This window comes from Halorubrum sp. Ea1, from assembly GCF_002252965.1.
Lineage (GTDB): Archaea > Halobacteriota > Halobacteria > Halobacteriales > Haloferacaceae > Halorubrum.
The window spans coordinates 1-21,480 of record NZ_NHPG01000043.1; the positions used below are offsets into that span (position 1 = coordinate 1).

23 protein-coding genes, 1 tRNA gene and 1 pseudogene are annotated in these 21,480 nt (G+C 70.6%); 6 read left to right on the forward strand and 19 right to left on the reverse strand.

Annotated elements, in window-relative coordinates; all coding sequences use genetic code 11:
* Positions 1-224: 224 nt before the first annotated feature.
* Positions 225-1,118 (reverse strand): fumarylacetoacetate hydrolase family protein, encoded by an 894-nt coding sequence (locus tag DJ73_RS05910; protein WP_094557520.1) that lies wholly within the window; start codon positions 1,116-1,118, stop codon positions 225-227.
* Positions 1,119-1,153: 35 nt separating this feature from the next.
* Positions 1,154-2,509 carry an amidohydrolase family protein gene (locus DJ73_RS05915; protein WP_094557521.1) on the reverse strand — a complete coding sequence of 452 codons (1,356 nt, stop codon included), beginning with the start codon at positions 2,507-2,509 and terminating at the stop codon, positions 1,154-1,156.
* Between the two features lie 101 nt (positions 2,510-2,610).
* Between DJ73_RS05915 and DJ73_RS05920 the strand changes: the two genes are divergently transcribed.
* On the forward strand, positions 2,611-3,225 hold the full coding sequence (locus tag DJ73_RS05920) for a TetR/AcrR family transcriptional regulator (protein WP_094524980.1): 615 nt from the start codon (positions 2,611-2,613) through the stop codon (positions 3,223-3,225).
* Between the two features lie 93 nt (positions 3,226-3,318).
* Here the strand turns inward: DJ73_RS05920 and DJ73_RS05925 are convergent, their stop codons facing one another.
* The 5 genes and pseudogenes from DJ73_RS05925 to DJ73_RS05945 all read right to left on the reverse strand — a co-directional run bounded on the left by DJ73_RS05925 (position 3,319) and on the right by DJ73_RS05945 (position 8,323).
* Positions 3,319-4,551, reverse strand: a complete 1,233-nt coding sequence (locus tag DJ73_RS05925) for an MFS transporter (RefSeq protein WP_094524979.1) — start codon at positions 4,549-4,551, stop codon at positions 3,319-3,321.
* Positions 4,552-4,604: 53 nt separating this feature from the next.
* On the reverse strand, positions 4,605-5,480 hold the full coding sequence (locus DJ73_RS05930) for a hypothetical protein (RefSeq protein WP_249269087.1): 876 nt from the start codon (positions 5,478-5,480) through the stop codon (positions 4,605-4,607).
* A gap of 105 nt (positions 5,481-5,585) precedes the next feature.
* Positions 5,586-6,980 (reverse strand): signal recognition particle protein Srp54, encoded by a 1,395-nt coding sequence (locus DJ73_RS05935; protein ID WP_094524978.1) that lies wholly within the window; start codon positions 6,978-6,980, stop codon positions 5,586-5,588.
* A gap of 85 nt (positions 6,981-7,065) precedes the next feature.
* Positions 7,066-7,280 (reverse strand): annotated as a pseudogene (locus tag DJ73_RS05940) (histidine kinase); the annotation flags it as partial.
* 59 nt (positions 7,281-7,339) lie between these two features.
* Positions 7,340-8,323 (reverse strand): pantoate kinase, encoded by a 984-nt coding sequence (locus tag DJ73_RS05945; protein ID WP_094524977.1) that lies wholly within the window; start codon positions 8,321-8,323, stop codon positions 7,340-7,342.
* Positions 8,324-8,424: 101 nt separating this feature from the next.
* Here DJ73_RS05945 and DJ73_RS05950 point away from each other — a divergent pair, with 101 nt between their 5' ends.
* Entirely contained in the window at positions 8,425-8,928 is a 504-nt protein-coding gene (locus tag DJ73_RS05950; protein WP_094524976.1) for a hypothetical protein, read from the forward strand.
* A 129-nt stretch (positions 8,929-9,057) separates the two neighbouring features.
* Entirely contained in the window at positions 9,058-9,489 is a 432-nt protein-coding gene (locus DJ73_RS05955) for a pyridoxamine 5'-phosphate oxidase family protein (RefSeq protein WP_094524975.1), read from the forward strand.
* A 12-nt stretch (positions 9,490-9,501) separates the two neighbouring features.
* On the opposite strand, the gene DJ73_RS05960 is transcribed toward DJ73_RS05955, so the two are convergent.
* Positions 9,502-9,720: a DUF2892 domain-containing protein gene (locus tag DJ73_RS05960; protein WP_094524974.1), complete on the reverse strand. Its 219-nt coding sequence runs from the start codon at positions 9,718-9,720 to the stop codon at positions 9,502-9,504.
* Between the two features lie 163 nt (positions 9,721-9,883).
* On the opposite strand from DJ73_RS05960, the gene DJ73_RS05965 reads away from it, so the two are divergent.
* The gene (locus DJ73_RS05965; protein ID WP_094524973.1) at positions 9,884-10,381 is read left to right on the forward strand and encodes a FlaD/FlaE family flagellar protein; all 498 of its coding nucleotides are present in this window, start codon (positions 9,884-9,886) and stop codon (positions 10,379-10,381) included.
* Positions 10,382-10,383: 2 nt separating this feature from the next.
* On the forward strand, positions 10,384-11,439 hold the full coding sequence (locus tag DJ73_RS05970) for a hypothetical protein (RefSeq protein ID WP_094528181.1): 1,056 nt from the start codon (positions 10,384-10,386) through the stop codon (positions 11,437-11,439).
* A gap of 28 nt (positions 11,440-11,467) precedes the next feature.
* Here DJ73_RS05970 and DJ73_RS05975 read toward each other — a convergent pair whose 3' ends face one another.
* From DJ73_RS05975 to DJ73_RS20185, 10 genes are all read right to left on the reverse strand, one after another.
* Entirely contained in the window at positions 11,468-11,941 is a 474-nt protein-coding gene (locus DJ73_RS05975; RefSeq protein ID WP_094557522.1) for a hypothetical protein, read from the reverse strand.
* A gap of 104 nt (positions 11,942-12,045) precedes the next feature.
* Positions 12,046-12,432: a hypothetical protein gene (locus DJ73_RS05980; RefSeq protein WP_094557523.1), complete on the reverse strand. Its 387-nt coding sequence runs from the start codon at positions 12,430-12,432 to the stop codon at positions 12,046-12,048.
* An 86-nt stretch (positions 12,433-12,518) separates the two neighbouring features.
* The gene (gene mnhG / locus DJ73_RS05985; protein WP_094524969.1) at positions 12,519-12,860 is read right to left on the reverse strand and encodes a monovalent cation/H(+) antiporter subunit G; all 342 of its coding nucleotides are present in this window, start codon (positions 12,858-12,860) and stop codon (positions 12,519-12,521) included.
* Between the two features lie 73 nt (positions 12,861-12,933).
* Positions 12,934-13,227: a monovalent cation/H+ antiporter complex subunit F gene (locus tag DJ73_RS05990; RefSeq protein ID WP_094524968.1), complete on the reverse strand. Its 294-nt coding sequence runs from the start codon at positions 13,225-13,227 to the stop codon at positions 12,934-12,936.
* Positions 13,217-13,876: a Na+/H+ antiporter subunit E gene (locus DJ73_RS05995; protein WP_094528185.1), complete on the reverse strand. Its 660-nt coding sequence runs from the start codon at positions 13,874-13,876 to the stop codon at positions 13,217-13,219. Before DJ73_RS05995 ends, DJ73_RS05990 begins: the two co-directional genes overlap by 11 nt.
* The gene (locus DJ73_RS06000) at positions 13,873-15,480 is read right to left on the reverse strand and encodes a complex I subunit 5 family protein (protein WP_094557524.1); all 1,608 of its coding nucleotides are present in this window, start codon (positions 15,478-15,480) and stop codon (positions 13,873-13,875) included. Before DJ73_RS06000 ends, DJ73_RS05995 begins: the two co-directional genes overlap by 4 nt.
* Positions 15,477-15,821, reverse strand: coding sequence for a sodium:proton antiporter (locus DJ73_RS06005; RefSeq protein WP_094524965.1), 345 nt, complete (start codon positions 15,819-15,821; stop codon positions 15,477-15,479). The genes DJ73_RS06000 and DJ73_RS06005 overlap by 4 nt, the downstream gene beginning before the upstream one ends.
* 46 nt (positions 15,822-15,867) lie before the next feature.
* Complete coding sequence (locus DJ73_RS06010) at positions 15,868-16,332, reverse strand: MnhB domain-containing protein (protein ID WP_094524964.1); 465 nt, start codon at positions 16,330-16,332, stop codon at positions 15,868-15,870.
* Positions 16,329-18,731, reverse strand: a complete 2,403-nt coding sequence (mbhE, locus tag DJ73_RS21195; protein WP_094557525.1) for a hydrogen gas-evolving membrane-bound hydrogenase subunit E — start codon at positions 18,729-18,731, stop codon at positions 16,329-16,331. Before mbhE ends, DJ73_RS06010 begins: the two co-directional genes overlap by 4 nt.
* A gap of 264 nt (positions 18,732-18,995) precedes the next feature.
* Positions 18,996-19,146, reverse strand: a tRNA-Gln gene (locus DJ73_RS20185).
* A 101-nt stretch (positions 19,147-19,247) separates the two neighbouring features.
* Between DJ73_RS20185 and DJ73_RS06020 the strand changes: the two genes are divergently transcribed.
* Positions 19,248-20,150: an NAD(P)-dependent oxidoreductase gene (locus DJ73_RS06020; RefSeq protein WP_094524962.1), complete on the forward strand. Its 903-nt coding sequence runs from the start codon at positions 19,248-19,250 to the stop codon at positions 20,148-20,150.
* Positions 20,151-20,189: 39 nt separating this feature from the next.
* Here DJ73_RS06020 and DJ73_RS06025 read toward each other — a convergent pair whose 3' ends face one another.
* Positions 20,190-21,479, reverse strand: coding sequence for a DUF5305 domain-containing protein (locus DJ73_RS06025; RefSeq protein ID WP_094557526.1), 1,290 nt, complete (start codon positions 21,477-21,479; stop codon positions 20,190-20,192).
* Between the last annotated feature and the right edge of the window lies 1 nt (position 21,480).

Sequence of the window (21,480 nt, forward strand, 5' to 3'; positions counted from 1 at the left end):
GACTGAGGAGCGCAGCGAGGCGCGCGAGTCCTCGCGGCTGGGGCTTTGGAGTTGTTCCCCGCCGATCCGTAGTCAGCGATATATAAGCAAGCGGCTGCCCCTTTGGAGGCGTTCACCGCAGCGTCAGCGACCACGGATAAACAGCCGACAGCGACACCACTCAATCACTGATAAAAATCGCGAGCCGACTCGGCTCACGTACTCCCGTGAGAGCCGTCGCGTCGCTATTCTCGGTCGTACGCGAACTCGCTCGTCAGTTCGCCGACGCCCTCCACGCCGACCGTGACGCTGTCGCCGTCCCCCAGCAGCACCGGCGGCTCGCGGTAGACGCCGACGCCCGGCGGCGTGCCGGTGAACAGCAGGTCGCCCGGCTTCAGCGTGAACGCCCGGCTACAGAAGGAGACGAGCTCGTCGACCCCGAATATCAGATTCGCCGTCGTCGACTCCTGGAGCCGCTCGCCGTTCACGTCCGCCCAGATCGCGAGGTCGTGCGGGTCGCCGACCTCGTCGGTCGTCACGAGCTCCGGGCCGACGGGGGCGAACGAGTCGAGGCTCTTGCCGCGGACCCACTGGCCGTCGCCGTGCTGGAGGTCGCGCGCCGACACGTCGTTGCCGACGGTGAAGCCGGCGACGTGATCCACCGCTTCCTCCGGGTCGACGCGGCGGGCCTCCTCGCCGATCACGGCGACGAGTTCAGCCTCGTAGTCGACCTTCTGGGTGAGGTCCGGGTCCCACGTGACGGCGTCCTCGGGCCCCGTCACCGAGGTGGGGAACTTCGAGAAGAGGACCGGCTCGTCCGGGATCGGGTTGTCGCCCTCCTCGGCGTGGTCGCGGTAGTTGAGGCCGACGCAGACGACCTTCTCCGGGTCGGAGACGGGCGCCGCCCGCGAGACGTCGGCGGCGGCGTAGCGCCCGACGCCGGTCTCCGTCGCGTACTCGACCGCCAGTTCGGCCTTCCGGCGCCACTCCCAGTCGGCGAGCAGGCCGGTCGTTCCGCCGTCGATGTGGACCCCGGTGGCCGCGCCCGCCTCGGCGAGGTCGATCACGTCGCCGTCGTCGGTCGATACGCCGCACCAGGGGGTTTCCGCGTCCGTCGTTCGGTATTGTCCGAGTCGCATTGAGATGTGTGAGTGATGACGTCGAATCGCGCTGTCTACAGGTCGATGCCGGCCTCGTCGAGCAGGCGCTCGCCGGAGGCGACGAACCGGTCGAACTCCTCGTGAACCTTCGGGTTCGTCAGCTCGCCGTCGCGCTTGACGACCTCGCCGTCGACGAGCACCGTGTCGATGTGCGAGGGGTCGGCCTGGAAGACGACGGTCTGGACCGGGGAGTGCGAGGGCGCCGTCATGAAGTCGGAGGCGTCGAAGAGGACGAGGTCGGCGCGCTTGCCGGGCGTGATCGTCCCGATCTCGTCGTCGAGGCCGAGCGCCTTCGCGCCCTCGATCGTCGCCATCTCCAGCGTGTCGCGCGCGGAGAGGCTCACCTCGGTGACCTCCTCGTCGCCCTCGAGGACCGCCTGGTTGTCGAACATCCGCTGGAGCTGCATCCCGATCCGCATCTGGCTGCCCACGTCGCCGCTGACGTTCGAGCAGACGTCGACGCCCCAGGCCGGGCGCCCGCCCGCCTCGAGCACCTTCTCGGTGACGGGGATGCCGTGGCCCATCTGCATCTCGACCTCGGGTGTCGACGAGAAGGAGACGCCCTGCTCGACGGCGTGGTCGACGTCCTCCTGCGCGAAGTGGTTCCCGTGGGCGACGTTGACGTCGGGGCCGAGCATGTCCTCGATGGCGCCGAACCCCTGGTACTCCTCGCCGTACACCGACGACGGCCACAGGGCGGCGCCCATGTGGATCGTCGAGAGCGCCCCCAAGTCGCGGGCCAGTTCGAGGTCGGCCCGGGCGGTCTTATCGGTACAGAAGTCCGGGCCGCGGAGCCCGAGCGCCAGGCTGAGCAGGTCGTCGTCGCGGATCGCGCCCTCGTAGAGCTCGCGGATGTTCTCCTCGGGGAGGCCGACGTCGCTCTCGTACCACCACTTCGCCGCGTCGTCGCCCGGCGGACCGTAGGTGTACACCGCCCGCAACCCGGCGTCTCGCAGCGCGTCGACGGCGCGTTCGCCGTGTTCGAGCGTGTTGGGGTACGACCAGTCCAAGGCCGTCGTCGTCCCCGTGTGGAGCTTCTCGAACGCGCCGAAGAGGCCGCCGAGATACATGTCCTCGGGCCGATACAGCCCGGTGATGTTGCCGAGCATGTGGTCGAAGTACTCGCCCATCAGCGACCAGTCCCCGGCGATGCCGCGGACCTGCGTCTGCGCGAGGTGAATGTGCGAGTCGACGAATCCGGGAACGACGATCTGGCCGGCGGCGTCGATGACCTCGGCGTTCTCGGCCGAGAGTCCGCGGCCGACGTCGACGATCTCGCCGTCCTCGATCAGCACGTCCGCCTCCGCCAGCTCGCCGACGTCGGGATCGAGAGAGACGACGGTCCCGTTTCGGATGATCTTTCGTGTCATGTCCGACTGTACCGTTTGACCATGGGGTTAAAAATTTACTGTATGGTAAACCGAATCGGACGGTGGGATCGCTTATGTGTCTCACCGTCGGAGAGGGCCGTATGAGCGACTCCCGCGAGACCGTCTCCTCCAAGGACACCGAGGAGGTGATCATGGAGGCCACGTTCCGTGCGCTGAGCAAGCACGGGTACACGGACCTCCGGATGCGCGACATCGGCGAGGAGATGGACCTCACCCGGCAGGTGATCCACTACCACTTCGACGGCAAGTACGACCTGCTGTCGTCGTTCCTCGAGTACGTCATCGACCAGTACGAGGGGAGCGTCGAGGTGGACGCGGACGACGACCCCCGCTCGGAGCTCGACGCGCGGATCGACCAGTGCCTGTTCGGGCCCGAGTTCGAGGAGTTCTCCCACTGGGAGCGCATGAAGGTGTACCACGAGCTGTACACCCACGCGCAGAACGACGGTGACCACCGCGAGATCTTCAACGAGCACTACGACCGCGTCCGCGGGAGCATCATCGAGGTCGTCGAAGACGGGATCGAGACCGGGGAGTTCGAGCCCGTCGACGCCGAGCGAATGGGCCAGCTCATCACCGACATCATCCACGCCGCGCGCGGCCGTCGCATGGCGCTCGGCCACGAGGACGCGCCGGCGGAGGCGCGGAAGGCGATCGACCAGTTCGTCCTCGACTCGCTGTACGCCGACGACTGACGGACGCGACGCCGAGGGCCGGCGACCGGGACGTCGATCGAACCGTCGCCGGACCGCGCCCCGCCGGTGCCGAACCGGCAGACGTTCGCCGGGTCACCCGGTGACCCACAGCGCGACGGTACCGGCCGCGGACACCGCGAGGACCGCCGCGAGCAGGCCGAACGCGGGCCGAAACCCGGCCGTATCAGCGACGACGCCGACGATCCCCGGCGCGAGCGCGCCGGCCCCCATCAGCAGCGTCCGGACGACGCCGAGCCCGCCGCCGGCGAGCCGCTCCGGAAGCAGCTCCATCAGGTACGCGCTTCGGACCGGCTGAAACCCGTGTGATCCGACGCCGAAACCGGCGACGGCGACGGCGGCCGCGACGACGCCGACGTCGAGGGGAGGGAGCGCCACGAGCGCCGCCAGCCCGGCCGCCGCCAGCCCGCTCGTCGCGACCATCACCGGGAACCGGCCCACCCGATCGGAGAGGTCGCCGCTGAGGAGCTGGACGAGCGCGACCGCGAAGAGGACCGAATACAGCAGGCCCGCGGTCGAGGTCGCGAGCCCGACCTCCTCGGCGAGGTACAGCGGGAGGAACGCGACGAGGCCGTTGTGAGCGAACGAGACTCCGACGGTCACCGAGACGAACGCCGAGAAGCGTCGATCGCCGAACTGACGCAGGTATTCGCGCGCGCCCGCCGACTCGGTGTCTCCCGAGTCGGTCGCGGGGCGCTCCCTCGCGAAGCGCCCGCCGAGTCGCAGGGCGGAGACGAGCGCGAGCGCGAGGAAGGCGATCCCGGTCAGGAGGAAGAGCGCGCGCCAGTCGGCGCCGGGCAACCGGTCGAGCGCGAGCGCGAGCGCCGCCGGCGGCGAGAGGAACGCCACGACGACCGCGGGCGCGACGACCCCGCTCAGCGCGCCGAGCGTGTCGTGGATGCCGAGCATCCGCCCCATTCGAGCCGGGTAGACGCGGGCGAGCAGGCGCACGGCGACCGTCTTGTGGACGCCCGTCCCGACTCCGATGACGGCCATCGCCGCGACCAGCGCCGCGAACGGCGAGTCGACGACGAGCGCCAGGGCGCCGACCCCCGCGACCGACGCGCCGCCGACGACCACGGGGACCGGACCGATCCGGTCGGCGACCGCGCCGCTGGGGAACTGCATCAGCGCGTACGCGATCATGAACCCCGAGAAGGCGGCACCGATCGTGGCGTTGCTGAGGCCGTACGTCGACTGGAGGGGACCGAAGAGCGGCGGGAAGAGGTAGCGAGCGAACTTCCCGAGGAACCAGATGACCGAGACGAGGATCAGTGCGTCGTAGCCGCCGATCCGCCTGAGTTCCATCTATCGATCGTAGCCGAGCGGGACGTATAAGGGTCGTGAAGACGCCCATCGAGTCAGCGGACCGCGTCGACGTCCGCCATCGCGGCGACCTTCAGGGCCGCCGCGACGTTGAACGCGAGGGCGATCGGCGCCGCGACCACCGCCGCGACGACCGCGGGTACCGGACCGGAGTAAGCGAGGGCGCTCAGCGGGACCGAACAGAGCGCCGTCGCTGCCGCGAGCGCGAGGAAGAACCACAGCGGCCGGTGTCGCGTGACGAGCCCGTACGCCCGCCGAATCGCGGACTCGATCCCGCGGTCCTCCAGCACGAGGACGTACACCGTCGGGAAGAACAGGTACGAGAGGACGAGGAGGGCGACCACGGCAAACACGAGCAGCGGCGGGAACGCGGCCAACGGCACGACGGCGAGGAGGATCGCGGCGACGACGAGCGCCTCCAGCGCGATCAGCCGGACGGCGAACCGTCGGACGTTGGCGACGAAGTCGAATCGACCGGTCGTGATCCCCTCGGCGATGCTCCCGAAGTACCCTGCGCTCAGCGCCCCCGAAACGACGACGTACGCGCCGAGGAGCGGGACGGCGAGCGCGAGTGGCCCGACCGAGTCGAAGGGAACCGACGTCGACGCGCCGCCGTCGCCGGGCGGGTCGATGATGCTCCAGAGGTCGTATCGATAGACGGGGAACGACGCGCTGACGGAGACCACCGTGTCGGTCTCCGCCGTGGCGGCCAGGTCCTCGACGTTGAGGAGCGCTGTGAGAAGCGGAACGAGCGCGAGGGGGAGGAGCCGCTCGACGTGCGCGAGCGTCCGGTCGAGGAGCGGGCCGGGACGGGGCGAGCGGTCGGTGACGGGGCCGGCGGCCGACGGCCCGTCGTCCGGCGAGGCGCCGGCCGGACCGTCGGTCGGCGGTTCGTCGGAGGCCGGGACCATACGGGGAGTTCGAGAGCGGCTCTCAAAAGTGTCAGTGGCGCGACGGCGTCGGCCGTCAAGCCACTCGAGGGTCGAAGCGGGCGTCCGGTCGCCGCGAGACGCCGATCAGAACGGGCCCTTGCCGCCGCCCATCATGTCGCCGAGGCCGCCGCCGTCGCCGCCGCCCATCTTCTTCATCATGCGCTGCATGTCGCCCTCGCCCATCCCCTGGAACTGGCTGATCGTCTGTTCCATCATGGAGTGCTGTTCCAGGAGCTGCCGGACCGTCTCCTCGTCGGTGCCGGAGCCGCGGGCGATCCGCTCCGTGCGCGACTGACCGACGACGCGGGGGTTCGTCAGCTCCTCCTCGGTCATCGAGTCCATGATCCGCTCGAACTTGCGCATCCGGTCTTGGGTGACGTCCATCGCGTCGTCCGGGAGCTGGTCCATCATCCCGCCGCCCATGCCGGGGATCATGTCCATCACCTGGTCGAGCGGCCCCATCCGGTTCATCGCGTCCATCTGCTTTTTCATGTCCTTCAGGGTGAACTCCCCCTGCAGCATGTCCTCGGGGTCCCAGTCCTCGTCGTCCTCCTGGGCCTCCTGCATGGCGCGCTCGACGCGCTCGGAGAGCTGTTTGAGGTCCCCCATCCCGAGCAGCCGGGAGATGAACCCGGAGGGCTCGAACCGCTCGATGTCCTGGACCGTCTCGCCGGTCCCGAGGAAGGCGATGGAGGAGTCGGTCTCGTTGACCGCCGTGAGCGCCCCCCCGCCTTTCGCGGTCCCGTCGAGCTTGGTGATCATCACGCCCTCGATCCCGATCGACTCCTCGAACTGGCGGGCCTGCTCCTTGGCGCCCTGCCCGATCGCGGCGTCGAGGACGAGGAGGGACCGGTCGGGGTCGACCGCGCGCTCGATCTCCTCGATCTCCGCGATGAGGTCGTCCTCGAGCGCGTGTCGGCCCGCGGTGTCGACGATGTGCACGTCGGCGTCTTCCGTCTCTTCGAGGCCCGTCCGCGCGATGTCGACGGGGTCGTCGTTGTCGGGGTTCCCGTAGAAGTCGACCTCCGCGCGCTCGCACATCTGTTTGGCCTGGTCGTACGCGCCCGGCCGGAAGGTGTCCGTCTGGATGACGGCGGGGCGGAGGCCCTTCTTCGAGAACCACCACGCCATCTTCGCGGCGGAGGTGGTCTTCCCCGACCCCTGGAGGCCGGCGAGGAGGATCGTCTGGTTCTCTAAGGGGAGCTCCGTGGAGTCCCCGACGAGGTCGACCATCTCCTCGTAGACGATCTTGAGGACGTGGTCCTTCGCCGTGGTGCCGCCCGGCGGCTCCTCTTCGAGCGCGCGGGTCTTGATCGAGTCCGACAGCTCCATGACGAGGGAGACGTCGACGTCGGCCGAGAGGAGCGAGCGCTGGATCTCCTTGACGATCTCCTCGACGTCGCTCTCGGAGAGGCGGGTCTTCCCCTGGAGCTTGTCGAGGCTGCCCCGCAGGGACGAACCGAGGTCGTCGAGTACCATTTGCCGGAGATAGGCGGTCGACGCGGTAAAGCTTTGTTCGTCGGCGTCGCCCGAGGCGGCCGCGGGATCGGGCGGCCCGCCCGCCTCAGAGCTCCTCGGCGATGTACCGCTCCAGTCGGGTCACGAGCTCCGGGCGAAACGTCCAGAAGCCGTCCCAGACGTTGGTTCGTCCTCGAGCGCGAGCAGTGCGACGTGATCGCCCTCGGAACCGCTCGGCGGCGCGAACACGACGAACCACGACCGCCGGTACGGGTACGAGGTGCCGGTGTGGACCGTCAGCGGGAGCGCCGAGAGCCCGTCGAAGAACGGGCGGAGCGACTCAGCCATGTCCGCCACTCCGGCCGAACGCGGCAAAGTCCTTACTCACGGTTGCGGTCCCCGGCGAGCCGCGCGCCCGCGGCGTCGATTCGGCAGACTCGGGGGTCGTAGCCCGCGTCGGAGAGCCCGGTGCCGAGCGCGAAGACGGTGCGCCCGAGCATCGCCATGGCCGCCCCGGGGCCGTCGGCCGCGCCGCCCGAACCGCCGTTCGCCTCGGCGACCGCGTCGATCGCCTCGGCGACCTCGGGAACGAGGAGGTCCGCCTCGCCGGCGAAGTCGCGGGCCGCGGCCATCAGCGTCGGGAGCCGCGGGTCCGCGCGGAGGCGGTCGAGCGCCGCCTCGCCGGCCGCGGAGAGGGCGGTCGTGTCGCCGCCGAGGACCGCCTCCGTCGACAGCTCGCCGAAGGTGACGTACTCCACGCGGCCGACCGCGGGGATCCCGTCGAGCTTCCCGACGCCCGGCGCGCCGGGCGTCACCCGGATCGGGACGCCGCCGCGCGCCTGCGCGACCACGTCCCCGAGGCCGGTCCCTCGGTTCACCTCCGCCTCGTGGGCGGTCCGGACCAGCTCGTTCTCGGAGCGCCCGCGGTCGAGGGCGTCGTTGGCCGCGAGCGCCGCGCCGAGCGCCGCCGCGCCGGAGACGCCGAAGCCGGCGCCGATCGGGAGGTCGGTCTCGACCGCGACGTCGACGGGGACCTCGTCGGCGTCGCCCGCGCCGCCCGCGGCCCCCAGCTCCGCGAGCACGTCCTCGACCGCGCCGATCGTTCCGGGCTCGCCGTCGATCGCGCGGGATCCGGCGTCGCCGTCGGTCGGGAGGTCGGCGGTCTGCGATCCGTGGGCCGCCGGGTCGGCGGTCCCCGACCCGTCGGTCTCGGTCCCCGCCGCCGACACCCGGACCGTCACGCCGTCGGTGAGGGCGAGTCCGGCCCCGCGCGACCCGGCCGCCGCGGGGCGCTCGGCCGGATGGGCGCTGAAGAAGGCGGTGACGTGCCCGGGAACGAACGCGGTCGCCCGCTGCCTGCTCATGCCGGACCGGAGGACCGCGCGTCGATTAACGGTTGTTATCCGCGGCGGGCGGAGCGTCGACACCGCAGACGGTAAATAGTCCCCACCCAAACCCGCGTCGTATGCGAGACCAGTTGCGTCCCGTCCTCGCCGCGGTCCTCGCGCTGGCGTTCCCGGGGCTCGGTCACCTCGTCTTGCGCCGCTGGGGACGGGCGCTGCTGTGGCACGTCACGGTCGTCGGCGGCGGCGTCGCGCTGCTCGCGCTCTACGACGTCGACCCCGCCGGGCCGGCGGCGTCGCCGGTCGAGGCCGCCGCCGCGCTACCGACCGAGGTCGCGCTCCCGGTCGCCCTCCTCACCGTGCTCTCGTCGATCGACGCCTACGTCGTCGGGCGGGCGGACGTCGCCGAGCGGAAGCGCGTCAACGCGACCGCGGAAGCGGTGCGACGCCGCGCCGCGAGCGCGGACGACGAGGGCCTCGCCGCCGGCTCGCCGGTCGCCGGACTCACCGGCGAGGGCGGCGAGGCCGTGCGGGTCGAGTGCCCGGCCTGCGGGAAGGAGACCGACGCCGAGCTCGACTTCTGTCACTGGTGTACGGAGCCGCTCCCGTGGAGCGAGGGCGAGTGAGTCTCCCCGGGCGCGAGCTCTCGGGGTCCCGACGCGCCGTGTTCGAATCGGCCGGCGCCGGCGCAAGGGGTGCTGACGGTCGATTGACAGGAGTGGTGCCTATTTGTCCCTCCGCCGCGTGTCGGACGTATGGAACACGCAGAGTACGTGTACACGAGCGGCATGTCCGAGTCCGACGTCGACGACCGCCTCCGAGCGGGCGAGCACGGCGTTCTCGGGCTCGCTGACGCCGACGACTCGTACGCCGTCCCGCTGAGCTACCATTACGACGGCGACCGGTTCCTCCTCCGCGTGAGCGAGCACGACGGCGACAGCGAGAAGGGGAAGTTCATCGAGACGACTGAGACCGCCACGTTCGTGTGCTACGAGGGCTCGGCGACGGAGTCGTGGAGCGTTCAGGTCCGCGGCCCGCTCCGGGAGTGGCAGGGGGATGTCGACGAGGAGACGCTCAACGAGTGGTTTCCGCCGTTTCGGCTGTTCGACGAAGCGGTCGAGCGCGTCGACTTCTCGCTGTACGAACTGGAGGTGGAGACCGTGACCGGTCGGGAGACGGTCAGGTAGTCCCCGTCGGGGTCACTCCACCGGACAGCGGTCGATTCCGAGCGCCCGATACAGCAGACACCGCCGCGTCGCGCCCTCGACGATCAACACCGCGCCGGCGAGGCCGAGGCCGACCGCGGAGCCCACCGGAACGCTCACCTCGCCGCTCGCGACGAGGACGGCGATGACCGCGAGCGCGGCGCCGCCGGCGACCCGTGCGAACGCGTCGATCCGTCCGACGTTTCGTTTCACATACGGGGTAGCGGCTCCGCACGGGAAAGCGCTGAGGTGACTGCGGTCCCGGTCCCGCGCCGTCGGCCCGAGCGAATAGTTTCTCACCGCTGATAACTGCGGAGGAACTATCATATATGCCGACGGCAACCGTGACCGTACGGACGCGAACGACGGACGGAACATGAGTCTGAATCCACGGAGATACGACGTACGGGAGCTGCGCCGGATCGCGGACGCACCGCGGGACGGCGCGGACGGAGCGCCTCGGGAGCGGTCGCTTCGTCAGCCGAACCGGAACCGAGCGGAGCAGGCCGCCCGCTCGGCCGCGTTCACGGAGCTGCTCCAGCGCCAGCGAGGGCTGCGGCTGGCCGGCGGCGGGGACCGACCCGCCGACGCCGGCGACCGCCCGTACCTGCGGGCGGTCCCGGCCTCGACGGACGCGGAACGCGAGGTCGGCGAGTGGCTCGGCTACCTCGTCGACGTCGGCGGCCGCCTGCGAGCCCGCGACGCGCTGTCGTACTACGCCGAACTCGGCTGGGTCGCCCCCGACGCGGTCGACGCGCTGACGCGTCGACTGGAGGGGTTCGACGCCCCCCGCCACGATCGGCCGTTCACTCCCGCGGACCACCGGATCAGTCTCGTCTCCATCGTCCGAATCGCTTCGTGTGCGAGTGATTAACAATGAGCGACGACGACGAATCCACGGAGATCAACAGTACAGACGGCCCGGAAGCGGTGGGTGTGAAACTCGGCAGCACGCGGACGGTGCTCGACCTCCCCGACGGACGGGGGGGCCGCGAGCGACACTCGACGCTGACGTGTCTGGCGACGTACGAGGACGCCATCACGGGCGATGAGCGGGTCCTGTTCGGCCACGAGGCCGCGATCGAGTACCCCGACACGGTGCGCTTTATGCTCCGGTCGGGGCTGCCGGAGGACGACGAGAGCGTCGCCGACGCCGAGCGCTTCTTCGAGGCCCTCGTGGACGCCCACGACGTCCCCGAGGACAGCGCGGTCGTCTACGCGGTCCCCACCATCGACAACGAGGCGGGCGTGGAGAACCTCAAGTCGGTCATCGAGGGCTCCTCGATCGGGCAGGCCGAGACGCGGAGCTACCCGGAGTCGCTGTGCGGGGCGATCCCCGCCTACGGCGACGACCTGGCCGCCATCGACGAGGTGTTCGTCTCGATTAACATGGGGTCGACGACGTTGGAGGCGTGCGCCTACCGCCGCGGCGAGCAGCTCTCGCCGTTCTCGACCGGCTCGGTGACGGGCAACGAGGTCGACCGCCGGATCGTCGCCGCCGTCGAGGAGGAGAGCCAGGGGCGCGTCCACATCGACCGGACGACCGCCCGCGAGTACAAGGAGGAGCACGCCGACGTGTACGACTTCGAGCCGTTCACGGACGTGATCCAACAGCCCGGCGGCGGGAGCCACGAGTTCACCGTCGACCGCGGCGTGCGGGAGCCGGTCGACCGCTACATCGACGAGGCGGTCGACGTCGTCGCCAACGAGTTCCTCCCGGAGCTCGCGAACGACCACATGAAGCCGTACCAGCTCGCGCTGGGCCGGCCGGTCGCGGCGACCGGCGGCATGGCCTGCATCCCCGGGCTCGCCGAGGAGTTCGAGAAGCGGCTCTCGGCCGAGCTCGACCGCGACGTCGAGGTCGTCTCCCCCGACGACCCCGCGACCGCCGCCGCCGAGGGCGCCGGTCGGATCGCCGAGCGCCTGATCTGAGCGGTCGCCGCCGTTTTTTAGCTGCGTCTCAGACGTCGAACAGCCGGTCGACGTCCTCCGCCTGTCGGCGGTAGATACCCCGTCCCTTCAGCCGCGGCACCTCGTGTCGGTGGAGCGTCTCGTCCTCGCAGTCGTACACGATTGGGAAGACGTTGGTCCGGCGGCGGGCGACCGTGTACGAGCGCGCCGCGTCGACGAGCGACGGGTCCGGATCGGGAACCGGGAAGACGACGTAGCCGAGGGGGGTCGTCGAGCCGTGCCGGTCGTCGACGCGGTCGACGAGCACGTCGCGGAACGAGTCCGCGACCGCGACGAGGTCCTCCGGGCTGGGGTCCGGCTCGTCGTCGACGAGCGTGGCGATGACGGCGACGGGGCCGATAGAGGCGTCCTCGTCGCGGGTCTCCCATACCGGGTCGAACCCGTTCGTGTACTCGTCGACCGGCTCGAAGCCGTGCTTCCGACGGTTCTCGACGACGGCGTCGCGGTACTGCGTGTGGTCCATACGCTATCACATGACTTGGATGTTAAAAAATGACACACATGGCGGCGACCCGCGCGAACTCCCGGCCGCCTTCGAACGCGCTCGCCGCGTCCGATACCCCTCAGTCACCGGAGCCGATCGAGCTCGTCCGCCGCCGCGATCATGAGCCGGTGTTGCACCGCCCAGAATCGCTTGGCGGCCGCGTACGCGACGGCGACGGCGGCGGCCGCGAGGAGCCCGGCGACCGGGCCGGCCGCGGCGGCGACGACGGACGACTGGTAGCCGAGCGCGCCGACGACGACCGCCGCGACGAGGGTGGCGAGGGGTCGACGCGAGGGGTTCCAAGCGACGTCCGCGAGGCCCCGCAGGTCGCGTTCGAACGCCGGCGGCACCTCGTCGTCGACGCGGATACGGTCCCTCGCGGACCGCGTCCGGGAGTCGCCGTCACCGCGAGCGGTCGCGTCGCCCTCGGCGGCTCGCGTCGAGCGCGGCGATCGAGTCGGTCCCGACATACGAGTGCGAGGAGAGACCTGTCCGGCATATACCTTGCGGGTAGTTCACATTCGACGGGAGCGGGCGACGCGCGTCGGGAGCCCCCTCACTCGTCGTCCGATCTCCCCGGCCACGTCACGGACCCGAGGAACGGGACGCCGGTCCGTTCCGCCGCCCGCGAGATCATGTGCGCGCCGGTCGGCACCGTCAGGAACAGGAAGACGATACCGATGAGCGACGAGAGGCCGGCGCCCCCGGGACCGAAGTGGACGAACCCGGCGAGGAAGACGGCGACCGCACCGATGGTCGCCGGCTTGCTCGTCGCGTGCATCCGGTTGTACACGTTCGGCAGCCGCAACAGCCCGATCGTCCCGACCGTGAGGAAGAACGCCCCGACGACGACGAGCGCGATGACGATCCACGCGCGTATCGGAGTCGATTCGATCATCGGCGTCCCCCTCCGGAGGCGCGCTGCCCGGTCTGACTCTCCCGTCGGGTTCGATGTCGGTAATTCATAGTTGTCACTCGTTCGTAACGATGATGTCGCCCTCGGTGATGAACTTGGCAACCGCGACCGTCGAGAGGAACGCGATGATCGCGAGCACGAGGCTGACGATCACGAAGAGGCCCCGACCGGTCTTGATGGCGAACAGGACGGCGATCGCGACGACGTTCGTCGCGATCGCGTCCAGCGCGACCACGCGGTCGGGGACCGTCGGCCCTCGGACCGCGCGGTAGCCGCACAGCAGGTTCAGCAGCGCCACGAGGACGATCGCGGCGTCGATGACCGCCACCAGCGACCCCTCAGCGGCCATCTCCGTCACCTCCCGTGGCCTCCTCGGTCGGCCGATCGGTCGCCGTCTCCTCCCCCGCTTCCGGAGCCGCCTGCTTGAGCGCGGGATGCGTTCGGTCGGGCGGGTAGACGGCGAAGTCCGGCGCGGGGTCGCTCGGCGAGAGCTCCTCGTCGAAGATGACGAGCGCGTAGCTCTCCCAGTCGCGGATCGGGTCGACGACGTCCTCCGGATCGCTCCCGTCGATCACGTGGACGTACAGCGCGTTCTCCTCGGGGTCGTAGTTGAGCGTGAGCGATCCGGGGGTCATCGTGATGCTGTTGGCGATGGTGGTCACGCCGAGGTCGGTCTGTACGCGCAACGGGATGAGGATCACCTCGGAGTCGGTCGGTCTGGAGGGCGCGAGCACGCGGTACGTGACGTCGAGGCTGGCGACGATCGCCTCCCGAACGAACGTCAGCACGTACCACAGCGCGTACGGGACCGCGCGGATCGACCGGGGGAGGTCGACGGTCTCCCCGTACAGACGCCGAAAGACGAAGGCCGTGGGGAAGCCGACCGCGAGGCCGATCAGCAGCGACCCGACGAGCGGTTCGGGCGCGAGCGGCGGTCCCTGGACGAACACCCAGATGACGCCGAACAGGAACCCGGCGACCGGCCAGGTGCGGGTCACGCGCCGTCACCCCCGCTCAGCCCCACGACGTCGACGTACCCCTCGGAGTCGAGCGCGGCGGCCGCGGCCGTCTCCGCGAACCGGTAGATCGGGTCGAACCCCACGCCGACGAGAACGACGGCCGCGGCGAGCGCGACGAGGACGGCGACCTGACCCGACTCGACGGTCGCGACCTCGACCGCCGTCGTCTCGCGCCCCCAGAAGCCGCCGACCCACACCCGCGTCGCGTACAGGATCGTGAGCACGGCACCGAGGAGCAACGCGACCAGCGCGAGCGCCGACGACGGGCCGGGAGCGGACGCGACTCCCCGGACCGCCGCGTCGAACGCGAGGAGCTTCCCGAAGAACCCGGTCAGCGGCGGGAGGCCGATCAGCGAGAGGAGGCCGACGAAGACGGCCCCCGAGAGCACCGGCGAGTGGCCGGCGAAGCCGCCGAGGTCCGCCAGGCGGTCCGTCTTCGTCGCGTCCTCGACGGCGGCCGCCGAGAGGAAGAGCAGTCCCTTCGCGAGCGCGTGGTGGAGCGCGAACACGAGCGCGGCGGCGATGGCGACCCCGCGGAGCGTCCCCGCGGGAGGCGCCGCGGCGGCGACGGCGACGGGCACGGCGATGAAGCCGACCTGCCCGATGCTCGAGTACGCGAACACGGCCCCGAGCCGGTCCCGGCCGACGGCGCCGAACCCGCCGACGACGATGCTCGCAACCCCCATCGCCCCCAGCACCGGGGCGAGGAAGCCGAGGGGTGACGCGGCGGTGAGGCCCGGCGCGTCGACGGGGACCGACGCGGCGGCGAGGACCGTGAAGTAGAGGCGAACGATCGCGTAGATCCCGACCTTCTTCGTGACGCCGGCGAACATCGCGGTGATCGGCGCCGGGGCGGCGGTGTAGGCGGCGGGCACCCAGAACTGGAAGGGGACGAGCCCGGCCTTCAGCGCGAACACCGCGAGCAACAGGGCCGACAGCCCGACGACGGGCGCGGGATCGATGCCGTACGCGTCGGGAGCCGCCAGTCGTCGGGCCATGTCGGCCATGTTGAGCGTCCCCGTGGTGGCGTACAGGCCGCCGACGGCGACGAGCATGAGCGCGCTTCCGAACACGTTCATCACCAGGTACCGGAACGACGCCGCGGTGGCGTGGTCGGTGCCGTAGAAGGCGACGAAGACGTAACTGACGATCAGCATCACCTCGAACCAGACGAAGAGGTTGAACAGGTCGCCGGTGAGGAACGCGCCGGTCGCGCCCACGAGGAGCATGTGGAACAGCGGATGGTAGTACACGCGCTGGTTCTCGGCGGTCACGTACCGGAGCGAGAACAGTATCGACGCGGCGCCGACGCCCGCGGCGATCGTCAGCATGAACGCCGACAGCCCGTCCAGAACGAGCGTGATCCCGAAGGGGGCGGGCCAGCCGCCCACCTGATACGCGGCCGCGCCGGGCGCCGCCGGCCCGAGGACCACCGACCAGACGGCGGCGGACACGGTCCCGACGTAGGCGACGGCGCCGGCCACGCTCGTCGCGCGCTGTATCCGGGGCCGCCGACCGAGCGCGAGCGTCAGCACGGCGGTGGTTACCGCGGCTAGTAGCGGCGCGATCACGAACCGGCTCATGGCTTCCACTCCGTGACGTCCATACTCTCGTTCTCCTCGTACGCGCGGTACGACAGCACGAGCGCCAGCGCGGTCGTTCCGAGGCTGATGACGATCGCCGTCAGGACGAGCGCCTGTACCACCGGGTCGGCGACTTCGGGGACGCCGCCGCCGTGGACCTCGAGGACGGGCACGAGGTCCCCGGTACCCTCGTCGATGCCCCCCATCGCGATCAGGTAGACGAACGTCGCCTGGGAGACGACGGCGACGCCCAACACGACCCGAACCAGGTCCCGTTGTAACAGCAGGAACGTCCCGACGGCGAACAGCCCGCCGACCGCGACCGCGAGGGCGACGCTCATCGCTCACCGCCCCCGCGTCGGCCGGACGGAATCGTTTCGCGCCGCCTCATTCCGCGCTCACCACCGAGACGATAGTCAGGAGGCTGCCGACGACGACGAGGTACACGCCCAGGTCGAACGCGAGCGCGCTCGCGAGTTCGACCTCGTGGTAGATCGGGACGCCTTCGAGGTGGACGTACCCCTGAGTCAGGAACGGGTCGCCGACGAGGAGCCCCGCGAATCCGCTGCCGAGCACGATCACCAGGCCCGCGAGCAACGTGCGGCGGTAGGCGGTGACGGTGCGGTGTTCGAAGACGCTGGTGCCGGCCTCGACCTCCCGGCCGAGCACCCCAGACTCCAGGTAGTCGAGGTCGTGGGCGACGTATATCAGCACGAACGCCGCCGCGGTGAGGACGCCGCCGATGAAGCCGCCGCCGGGCAGGTTGTGGCCCTGTAAGAACAGCGAGATGGAGACGACGAGCACGATGGGGACGGTCACCCGGGCGGTCGTCCGCATGATCGTCGTCGTCACGGCGACTCACCTCCGTCGAGGACCGCTTCCTCGTCGCCCTCGGTCACCGTCTCACCGCGGGTCCGCATCGTCACGAGCACGAGGATGGCGATCGCGGCGATCGTGACGACCAGTAGTTCGCCCAGCGTGTCGAACGCCCGGAAGTCCACGAGGATGACGTTGACGACGTTCGAGCCGCCGCCGCCCGGAATCGCCTGCTCCGTGTAGTACGTGGCGACGCTCGTCGGCTCGGCGTCGGGACCGGGTATCGTCAGGAGTACCGAGACGAACGCCGTCGCGCCCACGAGGATCGACACGGCCGCGTCGCGAGCGATGGCGAGCGGGCGGACGTCCGAGTAAAACGACGGCAGCCGCTGGAGGACGAGCAGGAAGACGAGGAGGACGAGCGTCTCGACGACCAGCTGCGTGAGCGCCAGGTCCGGCGCGCTCGCGAGGATGAAGAAGATGGCGAGCATGAACCCGAGGATCGACAGCGTGAGCACGCCGGACACGTGCGACGACGCGGTCGCCACGGCCACGCCGGCGAGGGTCGCGACGCCCAGCACGACGGCGACAGCCAGCGGAACGCGGACCCCGCCGACCCCGCCGGCCCCGAGGGACGCTCCCGCCGCGGCGAAGCCGGCGAGCGCGAACAGGCTCCCGGCCGCCGCCACCCACCCCACGTACGTCCGGAGGAGGCCGTCGTGGACCGCCGAGCCGAACCGAGCGCTCGTCGGCGCGGCCGTCGAGACGATCCGGTCGTACCACCCGCTGGGTCGAACCGGAATCGGCGCGTCGACGCCGCGGTTGATTCCCGCCGCGAGACGCTCTCGAAGCGGGTACGCGGCGAACCCGCCGATGACGGCGACGGCGGACATCGCGACCGGCGGCGAGAGGTGCGTCGGCAGTCCGACCTCGAGCTGGGCCTCGCCGGTGGCGGTGGCCTCGACGGCGCCCTGGACGATACCGTCGACCGCCAACTGCGGCGCGAGGCTGACGACGACCGCCGCGACGGCCAGCACGGCCGGGGGTGCGACCATCGCGATCGGCGGTCGGTGGACGTCCGCGACCGGGGCCCGCCGCTCGCCGAAGAACAGCGCGAGGAACTTTATCGAGTAGACGACGGTCAACACGCTCGCGAGCGTCGCCACGACTGGATACAGCCACGCGATGCCGCCGGCCTCGTGGGCGACTTCGTACGCCGCCTCGAACAGCAGTTCCTTGGAGTAGAAGCCGTTGAACGGCGGGATGCCGGCCATGCTCAACGCGGCGACCGCGGTGACGGCGGCCGTCACCGGGAGCTCCCGCCAGAGTCCGCCGAGGTCGTCGAGATTTCGGGTCCCGGCCTCGTGAACGACGATCCCTGCAACGAGGAACAGCGGCGCCTTGAACAGCGCGTGGTTGAGGAGGTGAAAGGCGCCGGCCTCGCCGCCGTAGACGATATCGAAGCCGAAGCCCGCGACCATCAGCCCGAGGTGGCTCGCCGTCGAGTAGGCGAGCAGCTCCTTCGTGTCGGTCGCGGCGACGGCCAGCAGCGCTCCGACGGTCATGGTCAGGAGGCCCAGGGTCGCGACGAGCGACACCCATTCGGGACTCATCAGGAGGGGGCGCACGCGGCCGAGGAAGTAGACGCCCACCTTCACCATCGTCGCGGAGTGGAGGAACGCGGAGACGGGCGTCGGCGCGACCATGGCGTTCGGCAGCCAGAAGTGGAGCGGCACCTGCGCCGACTTGGCGGCGGCGGCGACGACGATCAGCCCCAGCGCCGGGACGAACAGCCCCGACTCGCGGAGGGCCGCGCGCATCGCCTCGTCGTTCGCGATCATCGCCGTCAGGTCGAACGTCGCGCCGCCGAGGGCGCCCCGCGCCGCCGCCGCGAGCATCAGCACCCCCGCGAGCAGGCACAGGCCGCCGCCCACGGTGACGACCATCGCCATCCGCGCCGAGTAGCGCGACTCGTCGTCGTCGGTGTGGTGACCGATGAGCACGAACGAGCAGAGGCTGGTCAGCTCCCAGAACAGGAAGACGAACACGAGGTCGGAGGCGAGCGCGACGCCGAGTATCGAACCCATGAACGCCAACAGCGCCGCGTAGTAGCGCGCTAACCCCGCTTCGCCGTGCATGTACGCGGCCGAGTAGACGAACACGAGGACGCCGATGCCGCTGGCGAGGAGCGCGAAGAGGAGCCCCCACCCGTCCACGGTGAACTGGGCCCCGATGTCGAGCGCGGGGACCCACGGCACCCCGACGGTACCGTAGCTGCCGATCCCCGTCGCCAGCAGTCCGAAACTGGCCGCCGCCACGGCGGCGCCCGCGTAGCCGGTCCGTTCGCCGAGGACGCGATACAGAAGCGGCGAGAGGGCTGCTGCAACGAAGAGGAGCGCGACGGCGGTCGTTACGATTGTCAGGTCCGGTGCCATCAGTAAGGGGCTTATCGGCCGAGGTGTCGCTGCCGGCCACCGGCTCGTCGGCCTCTACCTCACCATCTGATGCCTCCGCTAAAACTCCTGTGCCTGATGCGGTGGCGGCGGTCGAACGAGACCCGAGGCGGCGCGCTTCCCGATCGGGATATTGCTCGCGGCAGAATAGTCCCGGGCGGATATCGAACCACGGTCACTCCGCTTCGCTCCGTTCTCGGATTCGAATCCTTATTGCGACTATTCGTCCTCACTTCGTTCGGAGAATAGTCCCGGGCGGATTCGAACCGCCGTCAATGGCTGACTTCGGGCATCCGACGGCCGTCTCCGGCGAGACGGACGGCGATCGCGTCTCAACCGCGGACGCCGACGGATTCCCTCCAAAGGCCATTATGATTGGCCACTACACCACGGGACTGCGACCGGTGATTGCCCGCGCGCACTCAAGTAGGTTACCTTCCCCGACCGGTCGGCGACCGATCGCCGGAGCTACCTGCGCCGATCGCGGAACCCCCGGAGATGGCAACCATCCTCGTCACGGGGAGCTGCGGCGGCGTCGGGAGCTGGACGGTGGACCACTTCGCCGAGGCCGGCCACGAGGTCGTGGGCGTCGACCGACGGCTCCCGTCGGGCACCCGCGAGAACGCCGCGTTCAAGGCGGCCGACCTGACCGACTACGGCGAGACGAAACAGCTGGTCGAGGCCGCCGACCCGGACGCCGTCGTCCACCTCGCCGCGATCCCGAACCCGGACCACCACGCCGGCTCGCGCGTCTTCGAGAACAACGTCGTCAGCACCTACAACGTCCTCGACGCCGCGGGCGCGGCCGGCGCGCGGATCGCGTGGGCGTCGAGCGAGAGCTGCTACGGTCACGCCTTCGCCGAGGAGCACTGGCTCCCCGACGCGTTCCCGATCGACGAGGAGACGCCGACCGAGCCGGAGGACCCGTACGGCCTCTCGAAGGTCGTCGGCGAGGAGATCGCGGCGCGGGTCGCCCGGCGGTACGGCGTCTCCGCCGTCTCGCTGCGCGCCTCGTGGGTGAACTACCCCGGGGCCTACGAGACCCGCGCGGCGCGGGAGGGGTTCGACCCCGCGACCGCCGAGCCGAGCGGTAACTTCTGGAGCTACGTCGACGTCCGCGACCTGATCGCCGCGGTCGAGGCCGCGATCGACCCGGCCGCTCCGGAACCGCCGGTCGCGGGTCACGAGGCCGTGCTCGTCACCGCGGCGGAGAACTTCGTCGGGCGCGACACGGCCGCCGCGATCGAGGCGGTCCACGGCGACCTCCCCGACGACTGCGACCTCGACGGCGACGAGACCGCCTTCGACCTCGGGAAGGCGAAGCGGGTGCTCGGCTGGGAGCCGGCGCACTCCTGGCGGGAGGCGGAAGGAGTCGACGTCGACGGTCCCGAATTCGTCTGACCCCTCGACGCGCGGGGCGTCGCCGCGTCGACGAGCGCGTCACTCCCGGTTTGCGTCGTCGCTCCCGGCGTCGTCGTCCCCCGCCGCGTCCGTCCTCGTCGCCTCGGCGTCGGCGCCGTCGCCGTCGACATCGACGTCGGCACCGTCACCGTCGCGCGCGTCGACGTCTTCGGCGCCCACCGCTCCGTCGGCGGCCGTGAGGTCGTCGACCGCGGGCCCGTCGCCGTCCTCCCCTTCGGAGAGTGCGTCGACCGACGGCGGAGACGGCGGCCGGTAGGTGTAGACGAAATCGCCGGCCACGGCGTGGTACGCGCCCGTCTCGGGGTCCTCCACGACGCCGGTGTCGTTGTCGATGGCGAAGTCAACGAGGTCGCGCAGGCTCTCCGCCTCCGCCTCGGGGCGCTCGTGGACGGACGCCGGGAGTCGGAACGTCGTGATCCACTCCGCGAACTCGGACCGGTCGTCCCTGTACGAGAGGTAGTCGCGCTCGGCGGGCGTGAGCGCGAACTCGCGCTCCCTTCGGGCGTACACCAGCGCGCCGGCTCCGGCGAGGCCGACCACGAACAGGAGCGGCCCGCCGATGGACCGGAGGGGGCCGTAGCTCTGATCGACGGTCACCGTCTCCGTGCGGTCCGAGGTGTCCGACCGGACGCCGGGGTCGGAGACGGTGTAGGTGTCGCCGCCGTGGTCGATTCCGAGCCGGACCGTCCGGGCGTACGAGGTCGGCTCGCCGTTGATCGTTCCCTCGACCGCCACGTCGGTGACGACGAACGTCTCCGTCTCCCCGGGCGACGCGCCGAGCTCCTCCTCGATCTCGGCCGCGGTCGCGTCGACCGCGGAGCTGTTGAGCGCGAACGACGCCGTCGCGGTCCCCCCGGGGTCCACGTCCGAGACCGTCTCCGACGCCAGGGGCTCCCGCTCGCTCCAGTAGACGACGTTCCCGTCCTCGCCGACGTTGCGGATGACGAGGACGGAGTCGAACCGGACGTCGACGTCCGACGCGGACGCGGCCGCGTACGTCGTCTCGACGGCGACGTCGAGTTCGGGAGCGATCCGCGTGAAGTACGTGGTACGGTCGTCGAGGACGGTCCCGATCTGGAACACCGAGTTCGGCTCGGTCACCTCGGCGGAGTGGTTGTACGCCGTCTCGACAGTGAACGAGGAGACGGTCCGCTCGCGGGTCTCGGTGCCGGGATCGACGTGGGTCGTGTAGACGAGCGCGCCGCCGACGGCGGCCGCGATCAGCAAGACCGCGACGATCACGGCGAACTGTGCGTCTAACACCGCGCGGAGCCGGAGTCGGTTCTCGTCTGGGGATGAGGAGCTCATT